The organism is Bradyrhizobium sp. A11 (genome assembly GCF_042077125.1).
GTDB lineage: Bacteria > Pseudomonadota > Alphaproteobacteria > Rhizobiales > Xanthobacteraceae > Bradyrhizobium > Bradyrhizobium japonicum_B.
Genome location: NZ_CP149509.1, coordinates 924,988 through 942,959, shown reverse-complemented (window position 1 = coordinate 942,959; position 17,972 = coordinate 924,988). Strand labels below are relative to the sequence as shown.

The 17,972-nt window shown below is 65.1% G+C and carries 16 protein-coding genes; 4 read left to right on the top strand and 12 right to left on the bottom strand.

Annotated elements, in window-relative coordinates; translation table 11 throughout:
• The first annotated feature begins 178 nt into the window (after positions 1–178).
• The gene (locus WI560_RS04370; RefSeq protein WP_375307027.1) at positions 179–1,003 is read left to right on the top strand and encodes a sulfite exporter TauE/SafE family protein; all 825 of its coding nucleotides are present in this window, start codon (positions 179–181) and stop codon (positions 1,001–1,003) included.
• Between the two features lie 133 nt (positions 1,004–1,136).
• On the opposite strand, the gene WI560_RS04365 is transcribed toward WI560_RS04370, so the two are convergent.
• The 12 genes from WI560_RS04365 to cysG all read right to left on the bottom strand — a co-directional run bounded on the left by WI560_RS04365 (position 1,137) and on the right by cysG (position 12,411).
• The gene (locus WI560_RS04365; protein WP_257176663.1) at positions 1,137–1,925 is read right to left on the bottom strand and encodes a 3-hydroxybutyrate dehydrogenase; all 789 of its coding nucleotides are present in this window, start codon (positions 1,923–1,925) and stop codon (positions 1,137–1,139) included.
• Positions 1,918–3,102 carry a DUF3734 domain-containing protein gene (locus WI560_RS04360; protein WP_375307026.1) on the bottom strand — a complete coding sequence of 395 codons (1,185 nt, stop codon included), beginning with the start codon at positions 3,100–3,102 and terminating at the stop codon, positions 1,918–1,920. The genes WI560_RS04365 and WI560_RS04360 overlap by 8 nt, the downstream gene beginning before the upstream one ends.
• A 77-nt stretch (positions 3,103–3,179) precedes the next feature.
• Positions 3,180–3,680, bottom strand: a complete 501-nt coding sequence (locus WI560_RS04355) for a CAP domain-containing protein (RefSeq protein ID WP_257176661.1) — start codon at positions 3,678–3,680, stop codon at positions 3,180–3,182.
• Positions 3,681–3,837: 157 nt separating this feature from the next.
• A complete protein-coding gene (locus tag WI560_RS04350) occupies positions 3,838–4,872 on the bottom strand; it encodes a sulfate/molybdate ABC transporter ATP-binding protein (RefSeq protein ID WP_375307025.1) in 1,035 nt (344 codons plus the stop codon).
• A complete protein-coding gene (gene cysW, locus WI560_RS04345) occupies positions 4,862–5,770 on the bottom strand; it encodes a sulfate ABC transporter permease subunit CysW (protein WP_375307024.1) in 909 nt (302 codons plus the stop codon). Before cysW ends, WI560_RS04350 begins: the two co-directional genes overlap by 11 nt.
• Before the next feature lie 8 nt (positions 5,771–5,778).
• Positions 5,779–6,564, bottom strand: a complete 786-nt coding sequence (cysT, locus tag WI560_RS04340) for a sulfate ABC transporter permease subunit CysT (RefSeq protein ID WP_375308769.1) — start codon at positions 6,562–6,564, stop codon at positions 5,779–5,781.
• Positions 6,565–6,653: 89 nt separating this feature from the next.
• A complete protein-coding gene (locus WI560_RS04335; RefSeq protein ID WP_375307023.1) occupies positions 6,654–7,667 on the bottom strand; it encodes a sulfate ABC transporter substrate-binding protein in 1,014 nt (337 codons plus the stop codon).
• Positions 7,668–7,775: 108 nt separating this feature from the next.
• Positions 7,776–8,507, bottom strand: a complete 732-nt coding sequence (locus WI560_RS04330) for a phosphoadenylyl-sulfate reductase (protein WP_375307022.1) — start codon at positions 8,505–8,507, stop codon at positions 7,776–7,778.
• Positions 8,504–9,019 (bottom strand): DUF934 domain-containing protein, encoded by a 516-nt coding sequence (locus tag WI560_RS04325; protein ID WP_375307021.1) that lies wholly within the window; start codon positions 9,017–9,019, stop codon positions 8,504–8,506. The genes WI560_RS04330 and WI560_RS04325 overlap by 4 nt, the downstream gene beginning before the upstream one ends.
• Positions 9,006–10,661 carry a nitrite/sulfite reductase gene (locus WI560_RS04320; protein ID WP_257192870.1) on the bottom strand — a complete coding sequence of 552 codons (1,656 nt, stop codon included), beginning with the start codon at positions 10,659–10,661 and terminating at the stop codon, positions 9,006–9,008. The genes WI560_RS04325 and WI560_RS04320 overlap by 14 nt, the downstream gene beginning before the upstream one ends.
• A gap of 11 nt (positions 10,662–10,672) precedes the next feature.
• Positions 10,673–10,990, bottom strand: a complete 318-nt coding sequence (locus tag WI560_RS04315; protein ID WP_257176653.1) for a DUF2849 domain-containing protein — start codon at positions 10,988–10,990, stop codon at positions 10,673–10,675.
• The gene (gene cysG, locus WI560_RS04310) at positions 10,987–12,411 is read right to left on the bottom strand and encodes a siroheme synthase CysG (protein ID WP_375307020.1); all 1,425 of its coding nucleotides are present in this window, start codon (positions 12,409–12,411) and stop codon (positions 10,987–10,989) included. The genes WI560_RS04315 and cysG overlap by 4 nt, the downstream gene beginning before the upstream one ends.
• A 245-nt stretch (positions 12,412–12,656) precedes the next feature.
• Between cysG and cysD the strand changes: the two genes are divergently transcribed.
• From cysD to WI560_RS04295, 3 genes are all read left to right on the top strand, one after another.
• Positions 12,657–13,451 carry a sulfate adenylyltransferase subunit CysD gene (gene cysD, locus WI560_RS04305; RefSeq protein ID WP_028138502.1) on the top strand — a complete coding sequence of 265 codons (795 nt, stop codon included), beginning with the start codon at positions 12,657–12,659 and terminating at the stop codon, positions 13,449–13,451.
• A 21-nt stretch (positions 13,452–13,472) separates the two neighbouring features.
• Entirely contained in the window at positions 13,473–15,389 is a 1,917-nt protein-coding gene (cysC, locus tag WI560_RS04300; protein ID WP_375307019.1) for an adenylyl-sulfate kinase, read from the top strand.
• A gap of 326 nt (positions 15,390–15,715) precedes the next feature.
• Positions 15,716–17,881: a malate synthase G gene (locus tag WI560_RS04295; protein WP_375307018.1), complete on the top strand. Its 2,166-nt coding sequence runs from the start codon at positions 15,716–15,718 to the stop codon at positions 17,879–17,881.
• The last annotated feature ends 91 nt before the right edge of the window (positions 17,882–17,972 follow it).

Here is a 17,972-nt window from a genome sequence, read left to right as displayed (position 1 = left end):
CTGCTGATTTGTCGGGGAACGGCACTGTCAGCGCACGCACGCGAACGAGGCAAAACGCCTCCGCTTTTTCAACGCGAGGCAATATTTTTCTTATTCTGCCGAGGTGGTTGCGCATCAGGGGAACCTTATCCTACGTCGTATTGCCTAACCGACCAGATCAACCTAAGATTATCCTGATATGCTTGATCCACTCTACGTCGCCTCTGGCTTCGGCGTCGGCCTCCTTGTCGGGATGACCGGCGTGGGCGGCGGCTCGTTGATGACGCCGCTCCTGATCCTGCTGTTCGGTGTTCATCCCTCCACGGCGGTCGGAACCGACCTGCTCTATGCCGCCGCGACCAAGGCCGGCGGCAGCGTGGTGCATGGCTGGTCGCGCAGCGTGCACTGGCCGGCGGTGCTGCGGCTCGCCTGCGGCAGCATTCCCGCGAGCGCGCTAACGCTGCTGGTGCTGTGGAAGCTCGACCTCAAGAACGATTCCGAGCGCAGCCTGGTCAATCTGGTGCTGTGCTTCGCGCTGCTGCTGACCGCGACCTCGCTGATCTTCCGCAAGTCGATCATGGAGCGCTATCGCAGCCGGCTGGAGCGCGTCGACGATCGCACCACCGCGATCGCGACCGTCTTGACCGGCATCGTGCTCGGCGTGCTGGTCTCGATCTCGTCGGTCGGCGCCGGTGCGGTCGGCGTCACCGTGCTGCTGCTGCTCTATCCGCGGCTGCCGATGGTGACCATCGTCGGCTCCGACATCGCCCACGCGGTGCCGCTGACGCTGGTCGCCGGCATGGGGCACTGGGCGCTCGGCGACGTGGATTGGGCCTTGATGGGCGTGCTGCTGATGGGCTCGCTGCCCGGCATCGTCGTCGGCAGCTACAGCGCGACGCGCGTGCCCGAGACGGTGTTGCGCCTGACGCTTGCCAGCGTATTGTTCGTCGTCTCCGGCAAGATCATGTTTGCCGAGTTGAACCTGTCCTCGGCGTTCGTCACCGCCCTGGCCTGGACGCATTGAGCGGGAAGCTGCCGCCTCGCTCTCAATTTCGTAGGGTGGGCAAAGCGAAGCGTGCCCACGTTCTTTCTCAATTGCAGAGTGACGGTGGGCACGGCGCTGACGCGCCTTTGCCCACCCTACAATACTGAGCGCACTACGCCGCGGTCCAGCCGCCGTCGATCGAGAGATTAGTGCCGGTGATCTGGGCGGCGTCGTCGCTGCACAGGAACAGTGCCAGCGCTGCGACCTGCTCGGAGGTGACGAATTCCTTGGTCGGCTGCGCCGCGAGCAGCACGTCGTTGATGACCTGCTCGCGCGTCAAATTGCGTGCCTTCATCGTGTCGGGGATCTGCTTCTCCACCAGCGGCGTCCAGACATAACCCGGGCTGATGCAGTTGCAGGTGATCTTGTGGGTCGCGACCTCCAGCGCCACGGTCTTGGTGAGACCGGCGATGCCGTGCTTGGCCGAGACATAGGCCGACTTGAAGGGCGAGGCCACCAGCGAGTGCGCGGACGCCGTGTTGATGATGCGGCCCCAGCCCTTCTTCTTCATGCCGGGCACCGCGGCGCGGATGCCGTGGAAGGCGGAGGACAGGTTGATCGCGATGATCTGGTCCCACTTCTCGATCGGAAACTCCTCGACCGGCGAGACGAACTGGATGCCGGCATTATTGACGAGGATGTCGACCGAGCCGAAGGTTGTCTCGCCGAGCGCGATCATCCCGGCGATCTCGGCGGGCTTGGTCATGTCGGCGGGCGAATAGATCGCCTTCACCTTGAACTCCTGTTCGATCCTGGCGCGTTCCTTCTCGATGTCCTCCGGCGTGCCGAAGCCGTTGATGACGACGTTGGCGCCGGCGCCGGCGAACGCACGCGCATAAGCGAGCCCGATGCCGCTGGTGGATCCGGTCACGACGGCGTTCTTGCCTGACAGACTACCCATTTGATTCGCTCCTTTTTGCCGGGGGCGCGGAGACGTCCCCCGTGAGATCGTAAGTCACCATGGTCTCGCCGGACTGCGGCCGCTCGAGCCAGTCCTTGTGGCGCATCGACAGGTGCACGTCGTTCACGCCGGCCTCCCAATGCTCGACCATGGCGACGTGAGAGAAATCGTAATCCTTCGACGAGGATTCGTAGTTCTTGCTGCGGTAGATCAGATGCACCACGGTGACGGTGCTTTCGCGCGACACTTTCGCGAGGAATTCGACGGACGGGTCGTTCTTCAGGTAGTCCGGCAATTTGCCGATCAGGTCGCGCACGGCCTTTCGGGCGTTGTGCAGCTGCTTGTTCTTGTCGGTGTTCATCCGCGTGCGGCTGGAGTAGCGGATGTCCTTCTCGCGCTCGGCGGCCTCCAGCAGCGAGGTCGGCAGATCGCCGCGCGCCGAAAACAGATCGACCTGGAAGATCAGCATGTCGCGATCGAGCTCGGCATCGAGCACGTAGTCGAGCGGGGTATTGGAGGCGATGCCGCCGTCCCAATAATGCTCGCCGTCGATGATCACCGAGGGAAAGCCGGGCGGCAGAGCGCCGGAGGCCATGATGTGCTCCGGGCCGATTTTCTTGCCGAGCTTCTTGAGTTCGTAATTGTCGAAATACTTGAAGTTGCCGGAGGTGACGCCGACCGCGCCGACCGACAGGCGGGTCTTCAGGTCGTTGATGCGGTCGAAATCGACCAGGCGCTCCAGCGTCTTCTTCAAGGGCGCCGTGTCGTAATAGCTCTGGGCTTCGGCATGCCCCGGCGGCCACAGCGGTGCCGGCGGGACGCGCGGGACGAAGAAGCCGGGCACGCCGAAGGTGGCGATCAGCGCGGCACTGGTCGAGTTGAACAGCTCGCGGCTGTGATCGCTCTTGCCGATCGGCTTCCACGGCACCGGCGCGGAGACCATCTCCCAGAATTCCTTGAGCCGCTTGACGCGGGCCGGCCCCTCGTTGCCGGCGATGATGGCGGCGTTGACCGCGCCGATCGAGATGCCGGCGACCCATTCCGGCTCGAAGCCGGCGCCGCACAGCGCCTGATAGGCACCCGCCTGGTACGAGCCGAGCGCGCCGCCGCCCTGCAGGACCAGGACGCGTTGCGCATGCGCGGGGATGCTGGCGGATTCCGGGCTACGATCTGTCATCGGGGAACATTAACAATGGCGCACCACCGTGGCGACACTCCGCGACGGCGTCAATGCATGCCGGGATCAAGTCTGGCTCATCGCTCCGTCGAGGCCAGGATCATGGTCCAGAACACCTTGTACTTGGTGCCGGGGGCATAGCTCGCCGCGATGCCCAATTTTGTGACACCGTTCTTGAGCATGTTGGCGCGATGCGGAGGCGAGTCGCGCCAGCCGGAAAAGGCTTCCGCCAGCGTATGATAGCCGGCCGAAATGTTCTCGACCGCGACGGTCGCGGGATAGCCGCCGGCGGCGAGGCGCTTGGCCAGGGGCGCGCGGACGTCATGGTCCATTTTGTTGGCGGCGGCCATGGCCTGGGACTGGGATTCCGCAAGCCGCATCAGATCGGGGTCGACCACGACCGTGCCGAGCATGTTGTTCTGGCGGTATTGCGAGATCATGATCGCGGCCGCCTGCGCGTCGAGCTTGGAGCCCGGCACCGCCATGTCCGTGTACATCGACGGCTGCTGGACCGGTGCCTCGTTGCCGGCACAGCCGGCGAGCAGCAAAGTGATGAGAATTGCGGCCGCAGCGCGCATGAAGGTGCCCCCGAATGAGCGGCCGTTGTTGCATATCAACAATGGCTGAAAGGTGAATTTTGAGGAAAATTTGAGCCGTCATTCCGGGGCAGTGCGAAGCATCGAATCTCGAAATTCCGGGTCTGGTCCTTCGGACCATCCCGGAATGACGGGGGACCTAGCCCGCAAATATCCGGTAACGGCGCGGTTCGAGGCCGATCATGTCGCCGGCGCGCAGTTCCTTGTCGCGGGGGGCATCGATCTCGATGGTCTTGCCGCCTGACAATGCGACCTCGGCCCGCTGCACCGGGCCGAAATTGCGGACATGCTGCACGGCGCCCTCGAAAGCGCCGCTGCCGGGCGGGCCGACCACCATGTCATGTCGGCGCACGAACAGTCTTGACGCGCCGGGCGCGAGCCCGTCCGCCGCAAGGGCGAGCGGCCGGTCGCCGAGCCTGACGACGCCGCCCTCGACCTGCACCGGCAACTCGATGGATTCGCCGATGAAGCCGTGGACGAAGGCGCTTGCCGGGCTGTCGTAGACGTCGTCGGGCGAGCCAATCTGCTCGATCCTGCCCTTGTCCATGACCACGACACGGTTGGCGACTTCCAGCGCCTCCTCCTGGTCGTGGGTGACGAAGATCGAGGTGACGTTGATCTCGTGGTGGAGCGAGCGCAGCCACCTGCGCAGCTCCTTTCGCACCTTGGCGTCGAGCGCGCCGAACGGCTCGTCGAGCAGCAGGATGCGCGGCTCGATCGCGAGCGCGCGGGCGAGCGCGATGCGCTGGCGCTGGCCGCCGGAGAGCTGGCTCGGATAGCGGCCGGAAAGCCAGTCGAGCTGCACGAGGTCCAGCAGCTCCTTGACGCGCGCGCGGATGGTCGCTTCGTCCTTGCGGACCGCGCGCGGCTGCACGCGCAGGCCGAAGGCGACGTTCTCGAACACCGTCATGTGGCGGAACAGCGCGTAATGCTGGAACACGAAGCCGACATGCCGCTCGCGCGCGCCCTGCGCCAGCGCGTCCTCGCCGTTGATGAGGACTTCACCGGCGTCGGGCCAATCGAGGCCGGCGACGATCCTGAGCAGCGTGGTCTTTCCCGATCCCGACGGTCCGAGCAGCGCCACCAGTTCGCCGCCGTCGACCTTGAGGTCGACGCCGTCGAGGGCTTTGAAGCTGCCGAACGTCTTGACGAGATTTCTGACTTCAATGGTCACTTGCCTGTCCCTGGTCCAGATGGCGTTCCAGTACCGTCTTGGCGATCAGCGTAATCAGCGCCAGCATCGCGAGCAAGGAGGCAATCGCGAAGGCGGCGACGAACTGGTATTCGTTGTAGAGGATTTCGACCAGTAGCGGCATCGTGTTGGTCTCGCCGCGGATATGGCCGGAGACGACCGAGACCGCGCCGAACTCGCCCATCGCCCGCGCGTTGCAGAGCAGGACGCCGTAGAGCACGCCCCATTTGATGTTGGGCAGCGTGACGCGGAAGAAGGTCTGCAGGCCCGAGGCACCGAGGGAAATCGCGGCCTCCTCCTCCTGCGTGCCCTGCTCCTGCATCAAGGGAATCAGGGCACGCGCCACGAACGGGAAGGTCACGAAGGTAGTGGCGAGCGCGATGCCGGGCACCGCGAACAGGATCTGGATGTCGTGATCCCTCAGCCAGCTGCCGAGATAGCCCTGCGCGCCAAACAGCAGCACGAAGACGAGCCCGGAGATCACCGGGCTCACCGAGAACGGCAGGTCGATCAGCGTGATCAGGAACGTCTTACCCGGGAAGTCAAATTTGGCGATGGCCCAGGCGGCGACGAGGCCGAACACCAGATTGAGGCCCACCGAGATCGCTGCGACCAGCAACGTCAGCCTGATTGCGGCCAGCGCCTCCGGATCGGCCAGCGCGGCAAAATAGGCGGCGATTCCCTTCGAGAACGCATGCGCGAACACCACCACCAGCGGCAGCACGACGAAAATGCCGAGAAACGCGACCGCGACAACGATGATGACAGTGCGCACTGCCTTCGGCTCGGTGCGAAGATTGTCCCGCGCGAGGGCTTCACGTGCACGGGCCTTCTCGTCGGACGAGGTGACGGGACCTGAATGGGCGATCTGCATCGTCATGGTCCGCCTCAGCGCGCCGGGATCCGGCTCTGCGCCCAGCGCTGGAGCCGGTTGACGGCCAGGATGACGACAAAGGAGACGACGAGCATGACCACCGCGATGGCGGTCGCGTCGGCATAGCGGAACTCGGACAGGCGGATCACGATCAGGAGCGGCGCGATCTCGGACACGTTGGGCAGATTGCCGGCAATGAAGATCACCGAGCCGTATTCGCCGACCGCGCGGGCGAAGGCGAGCGCGAGCCCGGTGAGCAGCGCCGGCGCCAGCGAGGGCAGGATCACGCGCGTGATGGTCTGCCAGCGGTTGGCCCCCAGGCTGCCCGCGGCTTCCTCGATCTCGGGATCGAGGTCCTGCAGCACCGGCTGAACCGTGCGCACCACGAAGGGAATACCGATGAAGATCATGGCGACGAAGATGCCGACCGGCGTGAACGCCACCTTGATGCCGAGCGCCGCAAGCGGCGCCCCCAGCCAGCCCTGCTCGGCGAACAGCGCGGTCAGCGCGACGCCCGCCACCGCCGTCGGCAGCGCGAAGGGCACGTCGACGATGGCGTCGAACAGCCGGCGGCCGGGAAAGCGGTAGCGCACCAGCGCCCAGACGATGATGCTGCCCATGACGAGATTGACGCAGGCCGCTGCGAAGGCGAGGCCGAAGGAGACGCGCAGGGCATTCAGGGTGCGGCGGCTGGAGAGGATATTCCAGAATTGTTCGGGACTGAGCTCGAGCGATTTCAGGAACAGCCCGGCGAGCGGAATGAGGATGATGACGGACAGCCAGGACAGCGTCAGCCCCATCGTGAGACCGAAGCCCGGCAACGTCCGGCGTCGTGCTGCGATTGCGCTCACCAGGCCCCCTGCAAAAAGCCTCCTAAGACAGCAGCCGATCAGTTCTTGTAAATCTGGTCAAAGATGCCGCCGTCGGCGAAATGTTCCTTCTGCGCCTTGGTCCAACCACCGAAAACGTCGTCGATCGTAAATAGTTCGAGCTTGGCGAAGGCGTTTTCATATTTCTTTGCGATCTCGGCATCGCGCGGGCGGTAGAAGTTGCGCGCGGCGATCTCCTGACCCTCCCTCGTGTACCAATATTGCAGGTACGCGTCGGCGGCGTTGCGCGTGCCCTTCCTGTCGGCCACCTTGTCGACGATCGCGACCGGCGGCTCGGCCAGGATCGACTGCGGCGGCGCCACGATCTCGAACTTGCTCGCGCCGAACTCCTTCAGCGCGAGGAACGCCTCGTTCTCCCAGGCGAGCAGCACGTCGCCGACGCCGCGCTCGACGAAGGTCACCGTGGCGCCGCGCGCGCCGGTATCCAGCACCGGCACCTGCTGGTAGAGCTTTCCGATGAAATCCCTGGCCTTGTCGGCTGACCCGTATTTCTTCTGCGCAAAACCCCAGGCCGCAAGATAATTCCAGCGCGCACCGCCCGATGTCTTCGGGTTCGGCGTGATCACCGCGACGCCCGGCTTGACCAGATCGTCCCAGTCCTTGACGGCCTTTGGATTGCCCTTGCGCACCAGGAATACGATGGTCGAGGTGTACGGCGATGAATTCTGCGGCAGCCGCTTCTGCCAGTCGGCCGCGGTAAGGCGCTTGGCCGCGATTGCGTCGATGTCGTAGGCGAGCGCGAGCGTCACCACGTCGGCCTGCAAGCCGTCGATCACGGCGCGGGCCTGCGAGCCGCTGCCGCCATGCGACTGCTTGATCTCGACACTCTTGCCGGTCTCCTTTTGATAGGCATTCGCAAATGCCTTGTTGAACTCCGCATAGAGCTCGCGGGTCGGATCGTACGACACGTTCAACAGGTTGATGTCAGCGGCGAGAGCCGCGCTTGCCAAGAAGCCCGTCAAGACGAGACCTGCAGCGAGCGGAACGATACGGCGCATCATGTCCATCTCCATTCACTTCACTGACATCGGTGTCGGCGAAGGCAGGCGAAACTCGCGGCGAAACGCGCTCAAGTCAACGAAACCGGATTTTCTTGTTCGCGGCGTGGCAATGTTGCTGTGCTACGAAGTCTTCATCGTGTGGATGCCGCATTCTGTCTTGGCTCGGCCGCGCCAGCGACCGGCGCGTTCATCCTCGCCTTCGGCCGTTCTGCTCGTGCAAGGCATACACCCGACCGACCGGAAACCGGAGGCGACCAGGGGATGACGCGGCAATTTGGCGCGGACGAAGATCGCCTCGAGTTCCTCGCGTGAGACGTTGGCGAACGGATTGAACTTCAATCGCACACCGTCGTCCTCGACGACCGGAATGTCGGTACGGGCATTGCCCTGGAAACGCTTGCGGCCGTTGAGCCAGGCATCAAAGGGCTTCAGCGCGCGCGCCAGCGGCTCCACCTTGCGGATGCGGCAGCAGGCGTCCGGATCGGAGAACCAGAGATCGCGGTCGGGATCCTCGCGCGACAGGGTCTCCTCGGCCGGCTTGATCGAGCGGACATCCTTCAGACCCAGCGTCGCGATCAGCGTGTCGCGATAGGCCAGCGTCTCCTCGAACAGCCAGCCGGTGTCGAGGAAGATCACGGGGATCGCCGGGTCGACATCCGCAATGACCTTCAGCAGCGTCGCCGATTCGGTGCCGAAGGACGACACCAGCGCCAGCTTCTCGCGCCCGACCGTCTTCAGCGCCGCGGCAACGATCTCCGCGGGCGAGGCATCGCGCAAGGCGCGATCGAGCTCCTGCGCGGACGGCAGCGCAGAAACGGAGAGCTGGGCGAGCTGAGAGGGAACGACGTTCACGTGCCGACACCCTCGGAATGACGCAGCTGCATGCGCCGGTGCAGCGCGGTGATACGGCCGTCGCCGGTCGGCTGGTAGAACACCGAATAGCGCTTGGCGGTCTCCATGAAGGCTTCCGCGTCGGCCTGCTTTTTGACCTCGAAGGCGTCGAAGCCGGCGCGCAGCATGAACACGAACTGGTCGCGCAAGACCTGGCCGGTTGCACGCAGCTCGCCGCGATAATCGTAGCGCTCGCGCAGCAGGCGGGCCTGGCTGTAGGCGCGGCCGTCGCGGAAGGTCGGGAACACCAGCGCGACGGCGGCGACCTTGCCGAGATAGGGCACGAGCTCGCTGATGTCGCGGCTGTTGGGCCAGATCACGCCGACCTTGCCCGAACGGTTGAGGAGCGTGTCGGCCTCGCCCAGGAAGCGCTCGGCCGGCACCAGGATGTCGCCGCCCTCGGGCAGCGGCGTGTCGACGGCGAGCTTGGCGAAGCTGTCGCCCGTGATCTTTCCGCCTTTAACGAGTGGCATAGACGCGCTCCTTGAAAGGTTCGACTCCGAGGCGCTTCACAGTGTCCATGAACAGCTCTTCGGGCCGCTCGCGCAGCGCCAGATAGGCTTCCACGATGTCCTCGACGACGTCGGCGACCTCGTCGAACTTGACGCCCGGCCCGATCAAGGTGCCGAGCGCGGCGCTCTCGTCGGCACGGCCGCCGATGGTGATCTGGTAGACTTCCTCGCCGTTCTTCTCGACGCCGAGAATGCCGATATGGCCGACATGGTGATGGCCGCAGGCATTGATGCAGCCGGAGATGTTGATGTGGAGCCGGCCGATCAAATTGGCGAGCTCGTGATTGGCGAAGCGCCGCGTCAATTCCTGCGCGATCGGGATCGAGCGCGCATTCGCCAGCGAGCAATAGTCGAGGCCCGGGCAGGCGATGATGTCGGTGATCAGGTTGACGTTGGGCGTCGCGAGCCCGAGCTTGTCGAGTGCCTTCCACAGCGCCGGCAGGTCGCGCTTGGCGACATGCGGCAGCGCCAGGTTCTGCTCATGGCCGACGCGGATCTCGCCGAAGGAATATTTGTCGGCGAGATCGGCCAGCGCATCCATCTGCTCGGCAGTGGCATCGCCCGGAGGCCCGCCGGTCGGCTTCAGCGAGATCGTGACGATCGAATAGCCCTGCACCTTGTGCGGGGCCACCGAGTTCTTGCGCCAGGCCTCGAAATCAGGATCGGCCGCGGCCTGGCGCAGCTCGTCCGGCATGTGCGGCAGCTTCTCGTAAGCCGGATAGGTGAAACGCGAGCGGATGTCCTCGATCACCTCGTCGTCGATCTGGAGCGAGGAGTTGCGGATGTGCTGCCACTCGTCCTCGACCTCGCGGGAGAACTTCTCGATGCCGAGCTCGTGCACCAGGATCTTGATGCGCGCCTTGTAGATGTTGTCGCGGCGGCCGTATTGGTTGTAGACGCGCAGGATCGCCTCGATATAGCTGAGAATGTCGCGGCCGTGCACGAAGTGCTTGATGGTCTTGGCGATGAACGGCGTGCGGCCGAGACCGCCGCCGACCAGCACCTCGAAGCCGGTCTCGCCCTTTTCGTTCTTGATCAGGCGCAGGCCGATGTCGTGGATCTTGATCGCGGCGCGGTCATGGTCCGACGCGGTGATCGCGATCTTGAACTTGCGCGGCAGGAAAGAGAATTCCGGATGCAGCGTGGTGTGCTGGCGGATCAGCTCCGACCAGATGCGCGGGTCCTCGATCTCGCCGGGCGCGACGCCGGCCCATTGGTCCGAGGTGACGTTGCGCATGTTGTTGCCGGAGGTCTGCATCGCATGGATGCCGACCTTGGCGAGATCTTCCAGGGCGTCCGGCAATTCGGCGAGCTTGATCCAGTTGAACTGGATGTTCTGCCGTGTCGTGAAATGGCCGTAGCCGCGGTCGTACTTCCGCGCGACATGCGCGAGCGCCCGCAGCTGGTTGGTCGCCAGCGTGCCGTAGGGGATCGCCACGCGGAACATGTAGGCGTGCAGTTGCAGATAGACGCCGTTCTGCAGGCGCAGGATCTTGAACTCGTCCTCGGTGAGCTCTCCGGACAGGCGCCGCTTCACCTGGTCGCGGAACTCCGAGACGCGCTCGTTGACGAGCGTGCGGTCGATTTCGTCGTAAGCATACATAAGAAGATGCCTTAAGCCTGGGCCGACTGTCCGATGGTCACACCGGTGCGACGAATCTGTTCGCGCAGATTACCGGGTTCGATCTTGCCGTCCGCGCCGACCTGCACCGGGGCGATATAGGGGCCGATCGCGCCGACGTCATCGGCGATGGACTCCGCAAGCAACGCCTTGGCCTCGTCGGAGTTGCGCACGATCGCGGCTTCCGAGAGGTCCGCGGACCAGCTCTTGGCGGTGGTGCGGTACACCACGATGCCGTCCCAGGTGCGGTTGGCGGTCACGATCGAGGGGCCGGCGATCTTGATCTTCTTCTGTTCGAGCGGAGAGGTCATTCGGCTGCATCCAATAGGTCAGAGATGATTTGGGTGGGTGTCTGGCGGCGAAGCGAACCGGCATGCCGGACCACCTCGCCGATGATGAGAATGGCCGGACCGCCATTGGCCCGCCGTGCGAGCTCGGGAAGTTCGCGAAGCGTGCCGATCGCGCCTTGCGCGTCGGGGCGCGTGACGCGGGCGAACACGCCGACCGGCGTCTCCGGCGAACGGCCCGCAGCGAGCAGGCCCGCGCGCACGGTAGCTGCCGCGGACACGCCCATGTAGACGACGACGGTCATCCTGGTGTCGGTCAGCGCCGACCAGTCCACCGCTTCCGCATCGCGCGCCTCGTGCGCCGTGAGGAAGGTGATGCGGGTTGCTTCATGACGGTAGGTAAGCGGCACCTCGAAATCGGCGGCGCCGCCGAGGCCTGCGGTGATGCCGGGAACGATCGAATAGGGAACGCCTGCGGCGCGCAGCGCTTCGATCTCTTCGCCGCCGCGCCCGAACACGAAGGGATCGCCGCCCTTCAGCCGCACCACGCGCTGGCCGGCTTGCGCGGCCTCGATCATGCGCTTGTTGATGGCGTCCTGGCCGATGCCGGGCTTGCCGACGCGGCGGCCGACCGCAACGCGCGTGGTGTCGCGGCGGATGCGGTCGAGGATTTCGCCCGAGACCAGCTCGTCATGGAAGACGATGTCGGCGTCCTGCAACGCGCGCAGCGCCTTGATGGTGAGAAGATCGGGATCGCCGGGACCGGCGCCGACCAGCGCGACCGAGCCTTGCGGCTTGTCCGCGCGCGCGAAGTCGGTGGGATCTGAAATGGCCTTGAGCGCGGCGTCTGCGTCCGCCTTGCGGCCGGCGAGCACGGCGGCACCGATCGGACCGTCGATCACCCGCTCCCAGAAGCGGCGGCGCAGCGGAAACTCGGCGATGCGTTCATTGATGGATTTGCGGAAGCTGCCGATGAACTCGGCGAGTTCGCCGATACGCGCCGGCAGCAGCGCTTCGATCTTCTCGCGCACGCGCCGTGCCACGACCGGGGATGTGCCGCCGGTGCCGACCGCGACCACGACGTCGCCGCGATCGACGATCGCCGGAAAGATGAAGCTGGAATGCTCGAGATCGTCCATGACGTTGACGGGGAGCCCAAGCGCCTTGGCGCGAATTGACATCGCCACCCCGACATCGCCGGCGCCTGCGCAGACGACGGCGATGACGCCCGCGAGATCGGCGGTGAGCGGATCGCCCGTCCGGACTTCGATACGCGCCGCGTCCTCAGCGCCGAGACCGAGATCCTGATTGTCGTCGATCGCGTGCACACGGATGCGCGCGCCGGCCGCAGCAAGCACGCGCAGCTTGGCGCGCAAAAGCTCGCCCGCGCCGATGAGAACCACCGGACCGGCCTTGAGATCGAGGAATACCGGCAAGAACCGCATACGATACTCGCTTCCCCCACTTCCGGGGTTGACTGGAATTATTTTCTATATATGTGTCGTTTCGAGCGCGCAAAGAGAAAATTTTTTCTTCTCTTCTGCATCGCAACTATAGAATTTTCGCCTCCAAACGCAAAGTGGCAGAGATGCATCTTCTCAAGGACGATTCCGCTTCGGTCGGAGTGAGCAGCAGAGCCCCCCTCGCACGCCCGGGCTCGCAAGAATTTTCTGCCGATGTTGCGCCGAGCATGGACCATCTCGACCAACTCGAGGCGCAGAGCATCTACATCTTCCGCGAGGCCTTCGCCCGGCTGAAGAAGATCGCGCTGCTGTGGTCGCTCGGCAAAGATTCCAACGTCATGATCTGGCTGGCGCGCAAAGCGTTCTTCGGCAAGATGCCGTTCCCGGCCCTTCATGTCGACACCGGCAAGAAGTTTCCCGAGATGTACCGCTTCCGCGATCATTACGGCAAAGAGTGGGACCTCGATCTGCGCGTCGAGCCCTGCCCGCCCATCGATGCCGTCGATCCGACATTGCCGCCGGCCGCCCGCTCCGCCGCGCGCAAGACCGAAGGCCTCAAGATGGCGCTCGCCAAGTATGGCTTCGACGGTCTGATCGCCGGCATCCGCCGCGACGAGGAAGCGACCCGCGCCAAGGAACGCGTGTTCTCGCCGCGCGGCCTTGAAGGCAATTGGGACGTGCGCGACCAGCCGCCCGAGTTCTGGGATCATTTCAATGCCTCGCCGCCGCAAGGCGCGCATTTGCGCATCCATCCGATCCTGCATTGGACCGAGGCCGATATCTGGGCCTACACCAAGCGGGAGAACATCCCGATCATCCCGCTCTATCTGGCGAAAGACGGCAAGCGCTACCGCTCGCTGGGCGATCAGGACATCACCAACCCCGTGAATTCGACGGCGTCGACCATCGACGAGATCTTGATCGAGCTCGAGCAGACCAAGGTCCCGGAGCGCTCGGGGCGCGCGCTCGACCACGAGACCGAGGACGCCTTCGAGCGCCTTCGTGTCGCCGGCTATCTCTGACCCCAAGGACGCATCGCGGTCATGAACATGCTCGTCACCCCCGCTTCGCCTGCGACCCCGAACGGCACCACCCGTCCGCAAGTGCGCATCGTCATCGTCGGCCATGTCGACCACGGCAAGTCGACGCTGGTCGGCCGCCTCCTGCACGAGACCGGCAGCCTCCCCGACGGCAAGCTGGACATGCTGAAAGCCGTCAGCGCGCGGCGCGGCATGCCGTTCGAATGGTCGTTCCTGCTCGATGCGCTGCAGACCGAGCGCGACCAGGGCATCACCATCGACACCACGCAGATCCGCTTCCGCACCAATTCGCGCGACATCGTGCTGATCGACGCGCCGGGCCACGCCGAATTCCTGCGCAACATGATCACCGGCGCCTCGCAGGCCGACGGCGCGGTGCTGATCATCGACGCGCTCGAAGGCGTGCGCGATCAGACACGGCGGCACGGTTACCTGCTGCATCTGCTCGGCGTGAAGCAGGTCGCGATCGTCGTCAACAAGATGGACCGCGTCGATTTCTCCGCCGATCGCTTCAAGGAGATCAGCGACGAGATTTCCGCGCATCTGAGCGGCCTCGGCGTGACGCCCACGGCCGTGATTCCGATTTCCGCCCGCGACGGCGACGGTGTCGCCGAGCGGACCGGCCGGATCGGCTGGTACAAGGGTCCAACCGTGGTCGAGGCACTTGACAGGCTCGAGCCGGCGCGGGCGCTGGAAGCGCTGGCGCTGCGGCTGCCGGTGCAGGCGATCTACAAGTTCGACGATCGCCGCATCGTGGCGGGCCGCATCGAGTCCGGCAGCCTCAAGGCCGGCGACGAGATCGTGATCATGCCCGCCGGCAAGATCGCCCGGATCAGGACGGTCGAGAGCTGGCCGGCGACGCCGGTCGCGGGGCGGCAAGGTGCCGGCCGTTCGGTCGGCATCACGCTCGACCGCGAATTGTTCCTCGAGCGCGGCGACATCGTCGCGCATGCCGGCAGCGCTCCGCGCGAGACGCGGCGCTTGCGTGCACGCATCTTCTGGCTGCATGACAAGCCGCTCGCCAAGGGCGACCAGCTGCTGGTTCGTTGCGGACCGAAGGAAAGCCGCGCCACCGTGGTGGCGATCGAGAAGGCGGTCGATCCGGGCGAGCTCAAAAGCAGCGAGAACAAGGCGATCGGCCGCAACCATGTCGGCGAGATCGATATCTCTCTTTCGAATCCGATTGCCACCGATCCCTACACCGAGAATCCGCGCACCGGCCGGCTCGTGATCGAGGTGTCCGGACGCATCGCCGGCGGCGGCCTGGTACTGTCGGTCGATGCCGGCCAGCGCGCCGTGCCCGTCGACATCGTACCGGTGGAATCGGCCCTGCGTCCCGACGAGCGCTCCGCGCGCTATCGGCACAACGGTGCCGTGGTCTGGCTCACCGGCCTGCCCGCTTCCGGCAAATCGACGCTCGCCAAGGCATTGGAGCGGCGGCTGTTCAGCAACGGCGGCTCGCCGATCCTCCTCGACGGCGACACGCTGCGCGCCGGCCTCAACAGCGATCTCGGCTTCTCCGCCGCTGACCGCAGCGAGAACATCCGCCGCCTCGCCGAAGTCGCGACGCATCTCGCCCGCAACGGCCATATCGCCATCGTCGCCGCCGTCTCGCCGGCCCGCGAGGACCGCGCGAGTGCGCGCCGCATCGCCGACACCGTCTTCCGCGAGATCCACGTCGCGACGCCTGCCGAAATATGCGAGGAGCGCGATCCCAAGGGCCACTACAAGAAGGCGCGCGCCGGCGCGCTGGCCTCGTTCACCGGCATCGGCAACGACTACGAAGCGCCGCAGGCGGCCGAGCTCGTGATCGACACCTCGACACGGACGGTCGCCGAGGCCGCCGACGAGATCGAGCGCATGCTGAAGACATCAGGCGTGCTTTTCGACGAGGCCGTGGACCTCGCGGCGAATATTTGAAGGCGCAGCCGGCGCCGCACCAATGGTGTCGTCCCGGCGAACGCCGGGACCCATACCGCGTGATCCATCCATAGAGCTCGATCGCCGTCTCGAACGACGAATCTTCGCCAAACTCCTCCTTGGGGTTATGGGTCCCCGTGCGCGGGGACGACAGCTGCGCCTGCCTCTCCCCACCTCTGCTTGACATTTTGACAACTTATGGAGGTCTTCTCACCGCCCTGGTTTTGGGGCTAATAGGGCCCCGAAAGCCGCCCCTAGTGGGCGCATTTTGCTGCTGTCGGGTCAAAAGCAGCCAAAAACAGCCATTTCCAACAAGAAAGCCCATCATGAAACGCGTCGACGCCCACGGATTGAAGATCGCCCCAGTCCTGTTTGATTTCATCGCCAAGGAAGCGACCCCGAAAACGGGGATCGCACCGGATGTGTTCTGGGCCGGGGTTGCGGCCATCGTCAGGGACCTGGGGCCGAAGAACCGTGCGCTGCTGGCTTTCCGCGACACGCTGCAGGCCAAGATCGACGACTGGCACCGTGCCAACAAGGGCAAGGCGTTCGACCTCAACGCCTATACCGCCTTCCTGAAGGAGATCGGCTATCTCGTCCCGGAGCCGGCGACCCAGAAGGTCGAGACCGCCAATGTCGACGAGGAGATCGGCAAGATCTGCGGCCCGCAGCTCGTCGTGCCGCTGACCAATGCGCGCTACGCGCTGAACGCGGCAAACGCGCGCTGGGGCTCGCTCTATGACGCCTTCTACGGCACCGACGCGATCCCGCACGATCCGTCCGAAAGCGGCAAGGGCTACAACAAGGCGCGCGGCGACAAGGTGATCGCCAAGGCCAAGGCGTTCCTCGATGCCGCCGTGCCGCTCGCAACCGGCAGCCACACCGACGTCACCGCCTACAGTGTCGTCGCGGGCCAGCTCGCGGTGAAGCTGAAGAGCGGCAACGCCACCGCGCTGAAGAACGCCGCGCAGTTCGCCGGCTTCCAGGGCGATGCGGCTTCCCCGAGCGCGGTGCTGCTCGTCAACAACGGCCTGCATGTCGAGGTCAAGATCGACCGCAGCAGCGCGATCGGCAAGGACGATCCGGCCGGCGTCGCCGACATGATCATGGAGGCCGCCGTCTCAACCATCCTCGACATGGAGGACTCGGTTGCCGCGGTCGATGCCGAGGACAAGGTGCTGGTCTACCGCAACACGCTGGGCCTGATGAACGGCACGCTGTCGGCCGACTTCGAGAAGGGCGGCAAGACGCTGACGCGCTCGCTCAACGCCGACCGCCTCTACAAGACACCCGACGGCAAGGGTGAGCTCAAGCTGCACGGCCGCAGCCTGCTGTTGATGCGCAATTGCGGTCACCACATGTTCACCGACGCGGTGCTGGACGAGAAGGGCGAGGAGATTCCCGAAGGGCTGCTCGATGCCGCCGTCTCCGGCCTGCTCGCCATCCACGACCTCAAGGGCAATTCCAAGGTCAAGAACAGCCGCACCGGCTCGGCCTATATCGTCAAGCCGAAGATGCACGGCCCGGACGAGGTGTCGCTGACCTGCGAGATCTTCGACCGCGTCGAGAAGATGCTGGGCCTGCCCGAGAACACGCTCAAGGTCGGCATCATGGACGAGGAGCGGCGCACCACGGTCAACCTCAAGGCCTGCATCCAGCGCGCCTCCAAGCGCATCATGTTCATCAACACCGGCTTCCTCGACCGCACTGGCGATGAGATCCACACCTCGATGGAAGCGGGCCCGATGATCCGCAAGAACGAGATGAAGGCGCAGGCCTGGATCAAGTCCTATGAGGACTGGAACGTCGACATGGGCCTGACCTGCGGCCTGCCCGGCCACGCCCAGATCGGCAAGGGCATGTGGGCCGCGCCCGACAAGATGGCGGACATGCTGGCGCAGAAGCTTGGCCATCCGCAGGCCGGCGCCACCACCGCCTGGGTGCCCTCGCCGACCGCGGCGACGCTGCACGCGCTGCACTACCACCAGGTCAACGTGACCGCGCGGCAAGAGGAGCTCGCCAAGGGCGGGCCACGCGCCAAGCTCTCGGACATCCTCACCATTCCGGTGTCGAAGTCGAACTGGGCGCCCGACGACGTCAAGCAGGAGATCGACAACAACTGCCAGGGCATTCTCGGTTACGTCGTGCGCTGGATCGACCAGGGCGTCGGCTGCTCCAAGGTCCCCGACATCCACGACGTCGGCCTGATGGAGGACCGCGCCACCTTGCGCATCTCCAGCCAGCATCTCGCCAACTGGCTGCACCAGGGCGTCATCACCGAGGCGCAGGTGATGGAATCGCTGAAGCGCATGGCAGTCGTCGTCGACAAGCAGAACGCAGGCGATCCGATCTACAGGCCGATGGCGCCCGCCTTCGACGGCGTCGCCTTCAAGGCCGCATGCGATCTCATCTTCAAGGGGCGCGAGCAGCCGAACGGCTACACCGAATACATCCTCACCGCGCGCCGCCGCGAAGCGAAGGCGGCGGGCTGAGCTCCGCCAGAGAGCTTCAAAGGCCCCGGCTTACGCCGGGGCTTTTTTGTGGGCGAAACGCCGCGGCGGGCCGCGGAACGGCTGCACCGTG